This window comes from Rhizobacter sp. P2_H3 (assembly GCF_056403355.1).
The window spans coordinates 1-15,581 of record NZ_JBFUFQ010000136.1 but is presented as its reverse complement, the minus strand read 5'-3'; the positions used below and the strand labels follow the sequence as shown (position 1 = coordinate 15,581).

Below are 15,581 nucleotides of genomic sequence, written 5' to 3'. Positions count from 1 at the left end.
GGTCCGCGCCGCGTGTCGCCGTTCTTCGTGCCGGCCTCGATCATCAACATGATCTCGGGCCACGTCTCGATCAAGTTCGGCTTCCAGGGGCCCAACCTCGCGATCGTGACGGCCTGCACCACGGGCCTGCACTGCATCGGCGAAGCCGGTCGCCTGATCGAGTACGGCGATGCCGACGTGATGGTCGCGGGGGGCGCCGAATCGACGGTGTCGCCGCTGGGCATCGGCGGGTTCGCGGCGGCGCGTGCGCTGTCCACGCGCAACGACGACCCGGCCACGGCCTCGCGTCCGTGGGACAGGGACCGTGACGGCTTCGTGCTCGGCGAAGGCGCCGGCGTCGTGGTGCTCGAGGAATACGAGCACGCGAAGAAGCGCGGCGCGAAGATCTATGCGGAGCTGGTCGGCTTCGGCATGGGTGCGGATGCCTTCCACATGACGGCGCCGAACGTCGACGGGCCCAAGCGCTCGATGAAGGCGGCGCTGCGCAACGCCGGGCTCAACCCTGACCAGATCCAGTACCTGAACGCGCACGGCACCTCCACGCCGCTCGGCGACGTGAACGAGAGCAATGCGATCAAGCTGGCGTACGGCGACCATGCGAAGAAGATGGTCGTCAGCTCGACCAAGTCGATGACCGGCCACCTGCTGGGCGGCGCCGGCGGCATCGAGACGGTGTTCACGACGCTGGCGCTGCACCACCAGGTGGTGCCGCCGACGATCAACATCTTCAACCAGGATCCCGAGTGCGACCTGGACTACTGCGCCAACACGGCGCGCGACCTGAAGATGGAGTACGCGGTGAAGAACAACTTCGGCTTCGGCGGCACGAACGGCACCTTGGTTCTCAAGCGCGTCTGACCGGCACGATCCGCGCCCGGCATGCATGCGCCAGCCGAGTTCCAGCTCACCGTCTCCCGCTTCGGCGCCTGGCGCGGCGGCCTCGCCGTGTCGGGGGTGGTGGTCTGGGGCAGTGCGTGCGCATGGTGGTCGGCCAGCGAGCGGCCGTTGATGTCGGCGGCAGCGGGCTTTCTGCTGCTGGCCTGCGTAGCCGCCACCGCATCGCTGCATTCCCTCGCTCGAATCCCGGCCTTCCTGCTGCGCTGGGATGGCGCTCAATGGCATCTGACGCGGGCCGCCGGAGAACCCTCGGCCGGCTCGCTGCAGGTGGCGATCGACGGCGGCCGCTGGCTGCTGCTGCATTTCGTGCCGGATCGGACTGCAACCGGCCGGGCGGCCTCGCACTGGCTGCCGGTCCAGCGCTCGGGGCTCGAGCGCGACTGGCACCCGCTGCGCAGCACGCTGTTCACCGCGCGCCCCCTGGCTGTGCCTGAGGCCTTGGGCGAGGGCCGCCGCCCATGAGCATGACCGCGCCGGATGCCGACGCCCCGCTGGTCGAGCGCGTCAAGCGTGGCGACGTGAAGGCGTTCGAGATGCTGGTCGTCAAGTACCAGCGCCGCATCGAGCGCCTGATCGGCCGCATGGTGCGTGACACCGACCTGGTGCAGGACATCGCGCAGGAAACCTTCATCCGGGCCTACCGGGCAATCCCGCAGTTCCGCGGCGAAAGCGCGTTCTACACCTGGCTGTACCGGATCGCGGTCAATGCTGCCAAGAAGGCGCTGGTCGAGATGAAGCGCGATCCGGTCGTGACGGAATCCGCACGGGCCTCGCGGGATGATGACGACGAAACTTCCCGCGTCGAAAATGAACTAAGCGACGGCGAAACGCCCGAAGCATTGCTGGCCTCGAAAGAAATTGCGGCGACAGTGAACGCTTCGATCGATGCGCTGTCTGAAGATCTTCGCCAGGCGATCACGCTGCGCGAAATCGAGGGCCTGAGCTACGAAGAGATCGCCGAAGTGATGAATTGCCCGATCGGGACCGTCAGGTCGCGCATTTTCCGTGCGCGCGAGGCGATCGCGCTGAAACTGCGTCCTTTGCTGGACACCCGGGAAGGCGACCGCTGGTGATGCGCGGTGGAGCCACTTGCTGAACATGAATGCTGGAGCTGGACATGTCACAGTCGTCTGAAGGCAGTGCGTCGATGGAGAACCTGTCGGCCCTGGTCGATGGGGAACTCGGATCCGAAGCGGGTGCGCGCGCCTGCGCGCAGTGGCGAGAGGATTCGCAGACCCGCGCCAGCTGGCACGCGTACGCGTTGATCGGCGACGTGATGCGCTCCGAAGACCTCGCCTCGACGGCTGACCGCGACTGCGCCTTCCTCGCCCGGCTGCGTGCGCGGCTGGCCGACGAGCCGGTGGTGCTGGCACCGGCCGAGTTGCCTGCGCCGGTCGAGCTGCCGCTGGCCCCGGCGGCCATCGTGGCCGCGGGCGGCGGGCGCCGCGCCTGGCGCACGCCGGTGGCGGTGGCTGCCGGTTTCGTGGTCGTGGCCGGTGCGCTGGTGGCCACCTCGGTGCCGGGCTCGCTGCCGTTCGGTGGCGCGCCGGCGAACGTCGCGCAGACCGGCGGCGCCACTGCAGTGGCAGTCGTTCCGTCGCCGCTGCGCGCCGTCAGCGTCACGCAGGAGGCCGAGCCGGTGCGGCTGAACGGCCAGCTGATCCGCGATGCACGCCTCGACGAGTACCTGTCGGTGCACAAGAAGTTCGGTGGCAGCTCCGCCCCCGGGGTGCCATCGGGCTTCCTGCGCAACGCCGCAGCCGAAGCCCCCGCCCGCTGACCGGATCCACCGACCCATGCTGCTGCGCCTTTCCGCGTTGATGGTGAGTTGTGCATTCGTCGCCTTTGCACCCGCCAGCCGGGCGCAGAGTGCGCTGGTCAGCGGCGACCCGCTGGTCGAGGCGCGCGAGACTCAGGTCTGGCTCACCCGCATCACCGAGGCGGCGAACAAGCGCAACTTCCAGGGCACGGTCGTCGTCAGCGCCGGCGGCACGGTGGCGAGTTCACGCATCGCGCACTTCTGCGACGGCCGCAACCAGTACGAGCGCATCGACTCGCTGGAAGGGCAGATGCGCAACGTGCTGCGGCAGAACGACGTCGTCCACACCGTGTGGCCGCAAAGCCGCGTCGCGATGGTCGAGCAGCGCGATTCGATGAGTTCGTTCCCGGCGCTACTGCAGGCGGGTGCGCAGCATGTGACCGACTTCTACGAGCTCAAGCCGGTGGGCGTCGAGCGCGTGGCCGGCCATGAGGCTAACGTGCTGCAGTTGCGCGCCAAGGACGCGCATCGCTTCGGCTACCGGCTGTGGGCCGAGAAGAACACTGGGCTGCTGCTGCGCACCGAGGTGCTGGGCGAGCATGCCGAGGTGCTCGAGTCGTCGGCGTTCTCCGATGTCAGCATCAACGTCAAGCCGCAAGCGGATCTGATCACGCAACCGCTGCGCAAGCTCGACGGCTACCGCATCGTGCGGCCGCCCGTCACGCCGGCCAGTCTCGAGTCCGAAGGCTGGACGCTGAAGCACGACATTCCCGGCTTCACCCAGGTCAGCTGCGTCAAGCGGCCCTTCGACGGTGCGCTGCGCATCCGCGGCGCCACCGAGCCGGTGCTGCAGGCGGTCTATTCCGACGGCCTGACCTTCGTGTCGGTCTTCATCGAGCCCTTCAATGCCGAGCGTCACCAGCGTCCGATGTCGACCGTGATCGGCGCGACGCAGACGATGATGCGCCGCTACGGCGACTGGTGGGTGACCGTGATGGGTGACGTGCCCACCGCGACGCTGCGGGCGTTCGCGTCGGGGCTGGAACGCAAGAAGTAGCCGGCGGCGTGCGGCTGCACGCGGCGGCCCGTGTGGGTGTCGTCGAGGGAGTGCTCAGCATGCAAGCTGTGATCGATCGGGGCCGGCTCGCGCCGGTGAACGTGCTGCGCCGGCGCAGCACGGTGCGCTCTTGCGCCGCTGCGCTGGGCGCGGGCGCCGTGTTGTTGCTGGTGCAGGCCGCGGGTGCGCAGATCCAGGCCCCCAACCCGGCCCAGAACCCGCCGCAGAGCCCTGCGCCAGGCCAGGCGCAGCCCCTGGCGCCGGTCCAGGTGCTGCCCGACTTCGCCGACCTGGTCGAACGCGTCAGCCCGGCCGTCGTCAACATCCGGACCACCGAGCGCACCTCGGACGCGCCGCGCGGGCCGTTCCGCCGCCGCGCGCCGGCCGTGCCGCAGCAGCCGGGCGAAGAGGTGCCGCGCGGTGAAGGCTCCGGCTTCATCCTCAGTGCCGACGGCTACGTGATGACCAATGCACACGTCGTCGAGGGCGCCACCGAGGTCTACGTCACGCTGACCGACAAGCGCGAGTTCAAGGCGAAGATCATCGGTGCCGACGAGCGCACTGACGTCGCGCTGGTGAAGATCGATGCCACCGGCCTGCCGTCGCTGAAGATCGGCGATGCGGGGCGCTTGCGTGTCGGCGAATGGGTGCTCGCGATCGGCTCGCCGTTCGGGCTGGAGAGCACGGTGACGGCCGGCATCGTCAGCGCGAAGCAGCGGGAGACCGGCTCCGACGTGCCGTTCATCCAGACCGACGTCGCRGTGAACCCCGGCAACTCCGGCGGGCCGCTGCTGAACACCCGCGGCGAGGCGGTGGGCATCAACTCGCAGATCCTCAGCCCGGTCGGCAGCTTCGTCGGCATCTCGTTCGCGATCCCGATCGACGAGGCGATGCGCGTCGCCGACCAGTTGAAGGCCACGGGGCGCGTCGTGCGCGGCTACCTCGGCATCCAGCCGATCGACGTGCCGCGCGAACTGGCCGAGGAATACGGGCTCGCGAAGGGCAAGGCGAAGGGCGCATTCGTGCGCCAGGTGGTCAGCGGCACGCCGGCCGACAAGGCGGGCATCCAGCCGGGCGATGTCGTGATCAGCGTCAACGGCAAGCTGGTCGATGGCGCAGTCGACCTGCGGCGCACGCTGGGCGCGCTGAAACCCGGCACGGCGATCACGCTGCAATGCAATCGTCGCGGCAAGCTGCTCGATTTCAAGACGAGCCTCGCCGAGCTGAATCCGCAAGTGGCGGCAGCGGCAGAGCGACCGGAGGCCCCGATCGAGCCGCGCACGGCCGGCGCCGCCAAAGTCTGGGGATTGAGCGTTGCCAATCTCACCGATGCCGAGCGGCAGGCGCTGCGGGGTGCAAACGGCGTGCGCGTGAGTGCCGTCACCGGAGGCGCGGAAGCAGCGGGCCTGCGCGCGGGTGATGTGATCGTCGCGGTCGGCACGGCCGACGTGACCGACGTGAAGCAGTTCGAGGCCGTGGTGTCCAGGCTCGACAAGACGAAATCGTTGCCGGTCACCGTGCTGCGTGGCGACTGGGCGCAGTTCCTGCGCATCCCTGTGCTCAAGTGAGGGCCGGATATCCGACTGCCGGCACGGGGATTGCCATGGTGCTTTCGCAATGCGGGATCTGTGAACAGAACTTTTGCGATGACTGAACTTGCCTTATCAATGGAAAGTCAGTTGGCGCACACATCATTCGATGGATCGCCTCGAATTCAGCGCGCTTTTGGCTACAATTCAGGGGTCGTGGATCGGCTTTATTGCCAATCCGGGCAACGAGTTGAGGCGTCTGAAACTATCCCCAAGCTACCCACAAGTCTTTGTGGATAAGTTGTGGAAAGATTTTGCTGTTGGTGACCCGCAACGACAAGAAATCAAGCAATGGCGCGGTTTCCGGCGGGGTGCTTTTGGCTACAATGAAGGCCCAACAAGCAGTTGCCATACGTTTTGTTGGAAGGCGCGTCAGTTCTTCGACGTGCCTTTTTTTTGTTCACGGCCCGGGTCTTCGACCCATCATCTCGAGCGCGCAGGTCACGCGACAACGCGCACGAGATGAGCCATCAACGCAGCGGTGCAACCGCTGCAGCGTCGAACCGCGACGCAGTGGAATCGCTCAATGGATCACATCCGAAATTTTTCCATCATTGCCCACATCGACCACGGCAAGTCGACGCTGGCCGACCGGCTCATCCAGCGCTGCGGTGGATTGAGCGATCGCGAGATGGAAGCGCAGGTGCTCGACTCGATGGACATCGAGCGCGAGCGCGGCATCACGATCAAGGCGCAGACCGCCGCGCTCACCTACCAGGCGCGCAACGGCAAGACCTACCAGCTGAACCTGATCGACACGCCGGGGCATGTCGACTTCTCGTATGAGGTGAGCCGCTCGCTGTCGGCCTGCGAGGGCGCATTGCTGGTGGTCGACGCGAGCCAGGGTGTCGAGGCGCAGACTGTCGCCAACTGCTACACCGCGATCGAACTCGGCGTGCACGTGATCCCGGTGCTGAACAAGATGGACCTGCCGCAAGCCGATCCGCAGCGCGCGAAGGACGAGATCGAGGACGTGATCGGCATCGACGCGACCGATGCGATTCCGTGCAGCGCGAAGACCGGCGAGGGCATCGACGACATCCTCGAGGCGGTGATCACCCGCATGCCGCCACCCCAGGGCAACCCCGACGCGCCGCTGCGAGCGATGATCATCGATTCGTGGTTCGACAACTACGTCGGCGTCGTGATGCTGGTGCGCGTGGTCGACGGCGAACTGAAGAAGGGCGAGCGCTTCAAGATGATGGCCACCGAGGCCGCCTATGCCGCCGAGCAGCTCGGGGTGTTCACGCCGAAGTCGTTGGCGCGCGATGCGCTGCGCGCCGGCGAAGTGGGCTTCGTGATCGCCGGCATCAAGGAACTGCAGGCCGCCAAGGTCGGCGACACGATCACGCTCGAGAAGAAGCTGCCGAACAACGCCGGTCCGGCCAGCCAGGCCCTGCCGGGCTTCAAGGAAATCCAGCCGCAGGTCTTCGCCGGCCTGTACCCGACCGAGGCCAGCGAATACGACCAGCTGCGCGATGCGCTCGAGAAGCTCAAGCTGAACGACTCGTCGTTGCGCTACGAGCCCGAGGTCAGCCAGGCGCTCGGCTTCGGCTTCCGCTGTGGCTTCCTGGGCCTGCTGCACATGGAGATCGTCCAGGAGCGGCTGGAGCGCGAGTTCGACCAGGACCTCATCACCACGGCGCCGAGCGTGGTCTACCAGGTGGAGCTGGGCGACAAGACCGTGATCCAGGTCGAGAACCCGTCGAAGATGCCCGATCTCGGCCGCATCAACGAGATCCGCGAGCCGATCGTGACCGTGCATCTCTACATGCCGCAGGATTACGTCGGCCCGGTGATGACGCTGGCAAACCTGAAGCGCGGCAACCAGATCAACATGGCCTACCACGGCCGCCAGGTCATGCTGACCTACGAGATGCCGCTGGCCGAGATCGTGCTGGACTTCTTCGACAAGCTGAAGTCGGTGTCGCGCGGCTATGCGTCGATGGACTACGAGTTCAAGGAGTACCGCGCGGCCGACGTCGTGAAGGTCGACATCCTGCTCAACGGCGACAAGGTCGACGCGCTGTCCATCATCGTGCACCGCACGCAGAGCGCCTACCGCAGCCGCGCGGTGGTGGCCAAGATGCGCGAGCTGATCTCGCGCCAGATGTACGACGTGGCGATCCAGGCGGCCATCGGGGCCAACATCATCGCGCGTGAGACAATCAAGGCGCTGCGGAAGAACGTGCTCGCCAAGTGTTACGGCGGCGACATCTCGCGCAAGCGCAAGCTTCTCGAAAAACAAAAGGCCGGCAAGAAACGCATGAAGCAGATCGGCTCCGTCGAGGTGCCCCAGGAAGCGTTTCTCGCCATCCTCCAAGTGGACGATTGATGGGCTCACTGATGGGTTCTCTGACCGGCGTGCTCTATGGCGCCCTGGTGGTGTATCTGGGCGGCTGGTACCTCGGCAAGTGGACGGGCAACTTCTCGCTGCTGCTGTTCATCCTCACCGTCGCGACGCTGGCCTACTGGCTGGCCGAACGCTTCCACTTCGCGCCGCGCCGCGCGGCGGCCGCCGCCACGCTCGACCGCCAGGATGCCGAGCGTCGCGAGCGCCTGGCGTCGCAGGGCATCGCGAAAGTCGACGACAACGTCGCCCAGGCGCGCGACACCCTGCTGATGCAGCCGTGGTGGCTCGACTGGACCGCCGGCCTGTTCCCGGTGATCCTCGTGGTGTTCCTGCTGCGTTCGTTCCTGTTCGAGCCGTTCAAGATCCCGTYGGGCTCGATGGTGCCGACGCTGCTGATCGGCGACCTGATCCTGGTGAACAAGTACCACTACGGCATCCGCCTGCCGGTGATCAACAAGAAGATCGTCCAGATCAACGATCCGCAGCGCGGCGACGTGATGGTGTTCCGCTATCCGGCCAACCCGAGCATCGACTACATCAAGCGTGTCGTCGGCGTGCCGGGCGACCAGATCGATTACCTGAACCAGCACCTGTACGTGAACGGCAAGCTCGCCGAGACGCAGCCGCTGGAGCCGTTCTACGACGAAGACGCCGTGYGCTTCGCCCCGCAGTACACCGAGAAGCTCGGCAACGTGGCGCACCGGATCCTGGTCGAGACCAAGCTGCCGAGCGCGGCCGCACCGCTGTTCGCGTTTCCCTTCAAGGAAAACTGCCGCTACAGTGCGGAGGGCGTGCGCTGCAAGGTGCCGGCGGGTCACTACTTCATGATGGGCGACAACCGCGACAACTCGCAGGACTCGCGTTTCTGGGGCTTCGTGCCTGACGAGAACATCGTGGGCAAGGCCTTCTTTGTCTGGATGAATTTCGGCAATCCCAAGCGCGTCGGTTCGTTCAATTGAGCGGGAGCAACAGGTAAATGACGATGGATCAGCGGTCGATGGAATTTCGGGGTCAGTTGCGGCAACGCACGCACCGTCGTGGAACGCAACGCGGTGTGACGCTGTTCGGCCTGATGTTCTGGGCCATCCTGATCGGCATCATCTCGCTGCTCAGCCTGAAGGTGCTGCCGACGCTGAACGAGTACTTCACGATCAAGCGCACGATCGAGAAGATCGCGACCAGCGGGGCCACCACCGTCCCCGAGATCCGCACGGCCTTCGAGAAACAGAAGGACATCGAGTACTCGATCCAGTCGATCTCCGCCAAGGACCTCGAGATCACGAAGGTCAACGACAAGGTCGTGATCGCCTTCGCCTACAACAAGGAGATCGAGCTGATGGCCCCGGTCTTCCTGCTCCTCAAGTACGAAGGGCGCACGAAGTAAGGGCTGCGGCCCGAGACTTCCGCCCCGCTCGTCACCAACCAGCCCCGCGCGTGGATGCCCGACTGACCGCCCTGCAGAACCGCCTGGGCTACCGCTTCACCCAGCCGGAATTGCTGACGCGCGCGGTCACGCACCGCAGCTTCGGGGCCGATCACAACGAGCGGCTCGAATTCCTCGGCGACGTGGTGCTGAGCCTGGCGATCAGCGACCTGCTGTTCGAGCGCTTCGCCGGCTCCGACGAAGGCGACCTGACCCGCGTGCGGGCGCACCTGGTGCGCGAAGACACGCTGCACAAGGTGGCCGTGCTGATCGGCCTGCCCGAGGTGCTGCGCCTGAGCGAAGGCGAAGCCCGCGGCGGCGGTGCGCAGCGCCCGTCCATCCTGGCCGATGCGCTTGAAGCCGTGATCGGTGCCACCTACCGCGACGGCGGCTTCGAGGCCGCCCAGGCGCTGGTCCAGCGGCTGTTCGGCGAGGTCATCGCGACCACCGACCTCGACAGCTGGTCGAAGGATGCCAAGACCGAGCTGCAGGAATGGCTGCAGGCGCGCCGCCTGCCGGTGCCGGCCTACCGCATCGTCAACACCCGCGGGCAGGCGCATGCGCAGACCTTCGAGGTCGAGTGCGCGGTGCCGGCCCTCGGCCTCACCGAAACCGGCGAAGGCCGCTCGCGCCGCGCCGCCGAACAGGAAGCCGCGCGTGGCATGCTGGTCGCGCTGAAGGCGAATGACAAGCCCGGCAGCGCGCTGCGCTCCTGACGCTCCCCGACCCCTCCTGTCGACGACTTTCCTGCTGACGACTTTCCTGGCCACCCCCGCATGACCGACATCCCCGAGACCCCTGCCGATGACGACGGCGACACCGGCACTGGCGCCGCCGCCGAGCCCGGTGAAGCCGTGGCCACGCGCTGCGGCCTGGTCGCGATCGTCGGCCGGCCGAACGTCGGCAAGTCGACGCTGCTGAATGCGCTGGTCGGCCAGAAGGTCAGCATCACCTCCAGCAAGGCGCAGACGACGCGCCACCGCATCACCGGCATCCGCACGGTCGACGACACGCAGTTCGTGTTCGTCGACACGCCCGGCTTCCAGACCCGCCACAGCGCACCGCTGAACCGCACGCTGAACCGCACCGTGCAGGGCGTGCTCGGCGATGTCGACGTGGTGCTGTTCGTCGTCGAGGCCGGTCGCTTCGGGCTCGACGACGCGAAGGTGCTGGCGCTGATGCCGGCCGACAAGCCGGTGATGCTGATCGCCAACAAGCTCGATGCGGTGCACCGCCGCGCCGACCTCGTGCCCTGGCTGAAGGGCATGCAGGACCGCCATGCCTTCGCCGAGTTCGTGCCGCTGACCGCCCGAAAGGACAGCGACGTGCAGCGCCTGCTGGGCATCGTGAAGCCCTACCTGCCGCAAGCGCCGTGGTTCTATGAAGAAGACGCGCTGACCGACCGCAGCGAGAAGTTCCTCGCCAGCGAGATCATCCGCGAAAAGCTGTTCCGCCTGACCGGCGACGAACTGCCCTACACCTCCACCGTCGTGATCGACAAGTTCGAGGAAGAGGGCGCGCTGCGCCGCATCGCCGCGACCATCATCGTCGAGCGCGATGCGCACAAGGGCATGGTGATCGGCGCCGACGGCGAGCGCCTGAAGCGCATCGGCTCCGAGGCCCGCCAGGAGCTCGAACGCCTGATGGACGGCCGCGTGTTCCTCGAACTGTGGGTGAAGGTGCGATCGGGCTGGGCCGACGACGAAGAGCATCTGCGCACCTACGGCTACGAGTAGCCGCCGCGCATGGCCACCCGCCCCGCGCGCCCACCGGCCACGCAGGCGGCCTACGTGCTGCACCGCTACGACTGGAGCGAATCCAGCCTGATCCTCGACCTGTTCACCCGCGAGCAGGGCCGCATCGCCGTGGTGGCCAAGGGCGCCAAGCGGCCGTACTCGCAGCTGCGCTCGGTGCTGCTGCCGTTCCAGCGCATCCAGGTGACGCTCGGCAAGCCGCCGCGCGCCGCCGAGCCGTCCGCCGAGTCCACCAGCGAGGTGCAGACGCTGCGCGGTGCCGAATGGGCCGGCGGCCACGCGATGCTGACCGGCGCGGCGCTGTTCAGCGGCTTCTACCTGAACGAGCTGCTGATGAAGCTGCTCGCCCGCAGCGATGCCCATCCGGCGCTGTTCGACGCCTATGCCGAGACGCTGCCGCTGATGGCGTCCGCCGACGACGGCATCGTGCAAGCGGCGCTGCGCGCCTTCGAGCTGGCGCTGCTGCAGCAGGTCGGCGTGCTGCCGGACCTCAGCTGCGTGACGATGACGCAGGCCGAGGTCGATCCCGCGGGGCGCTACCTGCTGCTGCCGGAACAGGGTGTCGTGACCGCACGCGGCCGCGAGAACGAGCTGGCCGGCCAGACGCTGGTCGGCCTGCAGGCCGCGCTGCAGCACGGCAGCCTCGTGGCTTTGCAGCAGGCCTGCGCGCCGGCGCTGCAGGAACTGAAGCTGCTGCTGCGGGCGCTGCTTCACTATCATCTGGGCTCACCGGTGCTGCGCACGCGGCAGGTGATGCTCGACGTGCAAGCCTTGGAGCGCTGACGACACCATGAACCCCCTCCAGACAACGGGCAYCGATCCCCACCGCGGCCTGACCGCGCTGTCGGTCAACCTGAACAAGGTCGCGCTGTTGCGCAACACCCGCCACCTCGGCATCCCGAGCGTGACCCGCGCCGCCGAGCTGGCGTTGCAGGCCGGCGCGCAGGGCATCACCGTGCACCCGCGGCCCGACGAGCGCCACATCCGCGCCGGCGATGTCTACGAACTCGCTGAACTGCTGCAGGCGACGCCGCACATCGAATACAACATCGAAGGCAACCCGTTCCACAACCTGATGGACTTCGCGCGCGAGCTGAAGCGCCGCGGCCTGCCGCTGCACCAGTGCACCTTCGTGCCCGACAGCGTCGAGCAGTCGACCTCCGACCACGGCTGGCGCTTCCCCGAGGATGCCGCGCGCCTCGCGCCGCTGATCGCCGAAGTGCATGCCATGGGCGTGCGCGTCAGCCTCTTCATGGATCCCGAGCCGCAGGCGATGGCCGCGGCGCGCGCGGTCGGCGCCGACCGCGTCGAGCTCTACACCGAGACCTTCGCGAGCGCGCACGGCACGCCCGCCGGCGCGGCGGTGCTGGCCGGCTTCACCGCGAGCGCCGAGGCGGCGCTGCGCGCCGGCCTGGGCGTGAACGCCGGCCACGACCTGAACCGCGACAACCTGACCGATTTCCTGCGGGCCGTGTCCGGCGTCCAGGAGGTGTCGATCGGCCATGCGCTGGTGGCCGATGCGCTCGAGCTCGGCCTGGTCGAGACGGTGCGCGACTACCTGCGCTGCATCCAGCGGGCGGCCGCGCGGTGATCTACGGCATCGGCACCGACATCTGCGACGTGCGCCGCATCGCGGCGACGCTCGAGCGGCGCGGCGAGCGCTTCGCGGCCAAGGTGCTCGGCCCGCAGGAGCTGGTGGTGTTCCACGCGCGGCGCGCCCGCGTCGAGGCGCGCGGCATCAGCTTCCTGGCGACCCGCTTCTCGGCCAAGGAGGCGTTCTCGAAGGCCATCGGCCGTGGCATGCGCATGCCGATGACCTGGCGCGCCTGCGAGATCGTCAACCTGCCGAGCGGCAAGCCCGAGATCGTGCTGCACGGCGAACTGGCCCAATGGTTCAAGGCGCGGCACCTGGTCGCCCACGTCAGCGTCACCGACGAGAGCGATTACGCGGCGAGCTTCGTGGTCGTCGAAACCCAGCAACCCTGAATGCGAAGAGAGACAGCATGAGCGAACACGCCCCGGTGATCCTCGACATCGCCGGCACGGCCCTGACCGATGACGATCGGCGCCGGCTGCGCCACCCGCTGACCGGCGGGCTGATCCTGTTCACCCGCAACTGGGTCGACCGCCGCCACCTGACCGAGCTGACCGCCGAGGTGAAGGCGATCCGCCCCGACGTGCTGATCACCGCCGACCATGAAGGCGGCCGCGTGCAGCGCTTCCGCACCGACGGCTTCACGCACCTGCCCGCGATGCGCGAGTTCGGCGAGCTGTGGATGCGCGACGCGATGCGCGCCGTCGATGCGGCCACGTCGGCCGGCTACGTGCTGGGCACCGAGCTGCGCGCCTGCGGCGTCGAGCTGAGCTACACGCCGGTGGTCGACCTCGACCATGGCCGCAGCGAGGTCGTCGGCGACCGGGCGTTCCACCGCGACCCGCGCGTCGTCGCGATCCTCGCGCAGGCGCTGTCGACGGGCCTGCTGCGCGCCGGCATGGCCAATTGCGGCAAGCACTTTCCGGCGCACGGTTATGCGGTGGCCGATTCGCATGTCGCGCGTGCCGTCGACGACCGCACGCTGCAGCAGATCCTCGATGAAGATGCGAAACCCTACGACTGGCTGTCGACCACGCTGACCTGCGTGATGCCGGCGCACGTGACCTTCCCGCAGGTCGATGCGGTGCCGGCCGGTTTCTCGTCGCGCTGGCTGAAGGAGATCCTGCGCGGCCAGCTCGGCTACACCGGCGCCATCTGCTGCGACGACCTGAGCATGGAAGGCGCCCGCGTCGCCGGCACCGCGGTCGAGGCCGGCATCGCAGCGCTGAACGCCGGCTGCGACCTGGTGCTGCTGTGCAACCAGTCGAAGGTCGACAACGGCCGGCCGGTGGATGCGCTGCTCGACGGCCTGGCCCAGGCGCTCGCGCAGGGCCGCTGGCAGGCCGATGCGAACAGCGAGACACGCCGCCTGGAGCTGCTGCCGCAGACCTCGCCGCTGCCGTGGGACGAGCTGATGCACCAGCCGACCTACCAGAACGCGCTCGAACGGCTGCCCTGATCGGGGCGCTTCAATAGTGTGCTGGTCGAGCGGCCGGCGCGATGCGTTCTGCGTGATCACGATGCGCTGCAGCGTCATTTGCCGCGCACCATGAAAAACGGCGCCCGAAGGCGCCGTTGTCGCGTTGTCACGCGCTGTCAGAAACTCCGGGCTCAGGCGGCCGGCTTGCCGGACTCCGATTCGAACGGCAGCTTGACCTGCGACAGGTCCTTGCGCGTCTCGACCAGTACCAGCGGGCCTTCATCGATCGCGACCGGCGGGCGGGGCTCGCGCGGCACGTGGATCGGCTTCGGCTCGCGGGCCATCGCTTCCTGCACGGCCCGGATCTTGTCGGCATCCGAGTTGACCCATTCGAGGCCGGCGGTCTGCGCGACCGACTGCAGGTCGGACAACGGCAGCACGAAGCGCTCGACCGGCGCGGCCACGGGGGCTGCGATCGGCGCGGCGACGGGCGCTGCTGTAACAGGCGCTGCAACCGGTGTTGCCACTGCGGGGGCCTGGGCCACCACGGGCGCGGCGACCGGCGCTTCGACGACAGGCGCCGGGACCGGCGGCGTGTACGCAGGCGGTGTGTAGGCGGGTGCCTCGGCGATCTCGGAGCGGTACGCCGGCTCGGCCACCGCAGCGGCTGGGCTGTCGCCCGCGGCACCGGGCTCGGCGCCTTCGGCCGGCGGCGCGCTGCCATCGGCTTCGTCACGTCGTTCACGGCGTTGACGATCGCGGCCGCGACCCCGGCGGCGCCCATCGCGTTCGCCGCCTTCCGGCGTGGCGTTGCCGCCCTCCGGTGCGTCGGCCGACTCGACGGACTCGCCCTGCTGGCCGACTGCGTCCACCGGCAACTCGGTGCGGACCGTGTCGTCACCCGACGCGTTCGCGACCTGCTCACCGTTCTCGTTCACGACGGCTTCGCCGTTGCGGGCTTCGTCGCGGTCGCGGCCACCGCGGCCACGACGACGGCGACGGCCGCCTTCACGCGCTTCGCCGCCTTCTGCATCGGGGCTGGGCACGGTGTCGCTGAACGCTTGCACCGGCGCCGCGGCGCCTGCCACCGCACCGTCAACCGGCGCATCGGCCGGGCGACGCTCGCGCTCGGGGCGCGGACCGCGGCCGCCACGGCCTTCGCCCCGGCCCTCACCGCGCGGTTCTCCGCGACCTTCCCCACGCGGCGGACGTTCGTCCGTGCGCGGTGCGACTGCTGCGGCGCCGGCTTCCGTGTTCGCCACTTCCTCGACACGCTCGCTGCGCTCGTTGCGGCGGCCACCGCGCTCACCGCCACGCTCGCCACGTTCCGGGCGATCGCCACGGCCTTCCGGACGGCCCTCGGTGCGGACCTCATTGCGGCCCTCACCGCGACCTTCCGCGCGACCTTCGCCACGGCCACCCTCTGGGCGACCCTCGCCRCGGCCTTCGCCACGACCCCGATCTCCACCGCGCTCACCGCGGCGGCCATCGCGCTTGCCGTCACGGTCGCCGCGGCCGCCGCGGCCATTGCCACGGTCACCGCGATCGCCACGTTCACCACGGCCGTCGCGCTTCGCGCCGGCATCGCCGGTCGCCGCTGCAGGCGCCTTGACGGCCGGTGCCGCTTCCGGCTCGCCGCCACCGAACAGGCGCTTGACCCAGCCGAAGAAGCCACCGCCGGCGGCCGCGGGTGCTGCCACCGGTGCGGGCGCTGGGGCCACCGCCACCGGCGCCG

Annotated in this window: 18 protein-coding genes; 17 read left to right on the top strand and 1 reads right to left on the bottom strand. The window is 68.4% G+C overall.

Features of this window, described 5'->3' with window-relative positions; genetic code table 11:
* From AC1D1T_RS21490 to nagZ, 16 genes are all read left to right on the top strand, one after another.
* Positions 1 to 858, top strand: an 858-nt coding sequence (locus AC1D1T_RS21490; protein WP_477992455.1) for a beta-ketoacyl-ACP synthase II, incomplete at its 5' end; no start/stop codon positions are given.
* Between the two features lie 21 nt (positions 859 to 879).
* The gene (locus AC1D1T_RS21485) at positions 880 to 1,359 is read left to right on the top strand and encodes a hypothetical protein (protein WP_477828557.1); all 480 of its coding nucleotides are present in this window, start codon (positions 880 to 882) and stop codon (positions 1,357 to 1,359) included.
* A 2-nt stretch (positions 1,360 to 1,361) separates the two neighbouring features.
* Entirely contained in the window at positions 1,362 to 1,970 is a 609-nt protein-coding gene (gene rpoE / locus AC1D1T_RS21480) for an RNA polymerase sigma factor RpoE (RefSeq protein WP_477828559.1), read from the top strand.
* 44 nt (positions 1,971 to 2,014) lie between these two features.
* A complete protein-coding gene (locus AC1D1T_RS21475) occupies positions 2,015 to 2,677 on the top strand; it encodes a sigma-E factor negative regulatory protein (protein ID WP_477841422.1) in 663 nt (220 codons plus the stop codon).
* A gap of 16 nt (positions 2,678 to 2,693) precedes the next feature.
* A complete protein-coding gene (locus AC1D1T_RS21470; RefSeq protein ID WP_047499889.1) occupies positions 2,694 to 3,713 on the top strand; it encodes a MucB/RseB C-terminal domain-containing protein in 1,020 nt (339 codons plus the stop codon).
* A gap of 59 nt (positions 3,714 to 3,772) precedes the next feature.
* Positions 3,773 to 5,281 (top strand): Do family serine endopeptidase, encoded by a 1,509-nt coding sequence (locus AC1D1T_RS21465; RefSeq protein ID WP_477841420.1) that lies wholly within the window; start codon positions 3,773 to 3,775, stop codon positions 5,279 to 5,281.
* Positions 5,282 to 5,411: 130 nt separating this feature from the next.
* Positions 5,412 to 5,768, top strand: coding sequence for a hypothetical protein (locus AC1D1T_RS21460; protein WP_477829818.1), 357 nt, complete (start codon positions 5,412 to 5,414; stop codon positions 5,766 to 5,768).
* 60 nt (positions 5,769 to 5,828) lie between these two features.
* A complete protein-coding gene (lepA, locus tag AC1D1T_RS21455; protein WP_047499893.1) occupies positions 5,829 to 7,637 on the top strand; it encodes a translation elongation factor 4 in 1,809 nt (602 codons plus the stop codon).
* Positions 7,638 to 7,648: 11 nt separating this feature from the next.
* Positions 7,649 to 8,614, top strand: a complete 966-nt coding sequence (gene lepB, locus AC1D1T_RS21450) for a signal peptidase I (protein WP_477992454.1) — start codon at positions 7,649 to 7,651, stop codon at positions 8,612 to 8,614.
* Positions 8,615 to 8,652: 38 nt separating this feature from the next.
* Positions 8,653 to 9,039, top strand: coding sequence for a DUF4845 domain-containing protein (locus AC1D1T_RS21445; RefSeq protein ID WP_477992453.1), 387 nt, complete (start codon positions 8,653 to 8,655; stop codon positions 9,037 to 9,039).
* A gap of 50 nt (positions 9,040 to 9,089) precedes the next feature.
* Entirely contained in the window at positions 9,090 to 9,794 is a 705-nt protein-coding gene (rnc, locus tag AC1D1T_RS21440; RefSeq protein WP_047499898.1) for a ribonuclease III, read from the top strand.
* 60 nt (positions 9,795 to 9,854) lie between these two features.
* Positions 9,855 to 10,814 (top strand): GTPase Era, encoded by a 960-nt coding sequence (gene era, locus AC1D1T_RS21435; protein WP_052211190.1) that lies wholly within the window; start codon positions 9,855 to 9,857, stop codon positions 10,812 to 10,814.
* 9 nt (positions 10,815 to 10,823) lie between these two features.
* Positions 10,824 to 11,615, top strand: a complete 792-nt coding sequence (gene recO, locus AC1D1T_RS21430) for a DNA repair protein RecO (protein ID WP_477828359.1) — start codon at positions 10,824 to 10,826, stop codon at positions 11,613 to 11,615.
* A gap of 7 nt (positions 11,616 to 11,622) precedes the next feature.
* Positions 11,623 to 12,423 (top strand): pyridoxine 5'-phosphate synthase, encoded by an 801-nt coding sequence (locus tag AC1D1T_RS21425; RefSeq protein WP_477992452.1) that lies wholly within the window; start codon positions 11,623 to 11,625, stop codon positions 12,421 to 12,423.
* A complete protein-coding gene (gene acpS / locus AC1D1T_RS21420) occupies positions 12,420 to 12,818 on the top strand; it encodes a holo-ACP synthase (protein ID WP_477826812.1) in 399 nt (132 codons plus the stop codon). Before AC1D1T_RS21425 ends, acpS begins: the two co-directional genes overlap by 4 nt.
* A gap of 17 nt (positions 12,819 to 12,835) precedes the next feature.
* Complete coding sequence (gene nagZ / locus AC1D1T_RS21415) at positions 12,836 to 13,885, top strand: beta-N-acetylhexosaminidase (protein WP_477826811.1); 1,050 nt, start codon at positions 12,836 to 12,838, stop codon at positions 13,883 to 13,885.
* A 152-nt stretch (positions 13,886 to 14,037) separates the two neighbouring features.
* Here the strand turns inward: nagZ and AC1D1T_RS21410 are convergent, their stop codons facing one another.
* Positions 14,038 to 14,505, bottom strand: coding sequence for a hypothetical protein (locus tag AC1D1T_RS21410; RefSeq protein ID WP_477992451.1), 468 nt, complete (start codon positions 14,503 to 14,505; stop codon positions 14,038 to 14,040).
* Positions 14,506 to 14,595: 90 nt separating this feature from the next.
* Here AC1D1T_RS21410 and AC1D1T_RS21405 point away from each other — a divergent pair.
* Positions 14,596 to 15,581: hypothetical protein (locus AC1D1T_RS21405; RefSeq protein ID WP_477992450.1), on the top strand; the 986-nt coding region annotated here is incomplete at its 3' end.

Coding starts and splice junctions, on each gene's coding strand:
- AC1D1T_RS21475 (WP_477841422.1), top strand. CDS start 2,015: ATGTCACAGTCGTCTGAAGGCAGTGCGTCGATGGAGAACCTGTCGGCC.
- AC1D1T_RS21485 (WP_477828557.1), top strand. CDS start 880: ATGCATGCGCCAGCCGAGTTCCAGCTCACCGTCTCCCGCTTCGGCGCC.
- recO (WP_477828359.1), top strand. CDS start 10,824: ATGGCCACCCGCCCCGCGCGCCCACCGGCCACGCAGGCGGCCTACGTG.
- AC1D1T_RS21445 (WP_477992453.1), top strand. CDS start 8,653: ATGGAATTTCGGGGTCAGTTGCGGCAACGCACGCACCGTCGTGGAACG.
- era (WP_052211190.1), top strand. CDS start 9,855: ATGACCGACATCCCCGAGACCCCTGCCGATGACGACGGCGACACCGGC.
- nagZ (WP_477826811.1), top strand. CDS start 12,836: ATGAGCGAACACGCCCCGGTGATCCTCGACATCGCCGGCACGGCCCTG.
- AC1D1T_RS21460 (WP_477829818.1), top strand. CDS start 5,412: ATGGATCGCCTCGAATTCAGCGCGCTTTTGGCTACAATTCAGGGGTCG.
- AC1D1T_RS21470 (WP_047499889.1), top strand. CDS start 2,694: ATGCTGCTGCGCCTTTCCGCGTTGATGGTGAGTTGTGCATTCGTCGCC.
- lepA (WP_047499893.1), top strand. CDS start 5,829: ATGGATCACATCCGAAATTTTTCCATCATTGCCCACATCGACCACGGC.
- rpoE (WP_477828559.1), top strand. CDS start 1,362: ATGACCGCGCCGGATGCCGACGCCCCGCTGGTCGAGCGCGTCAAGCGT.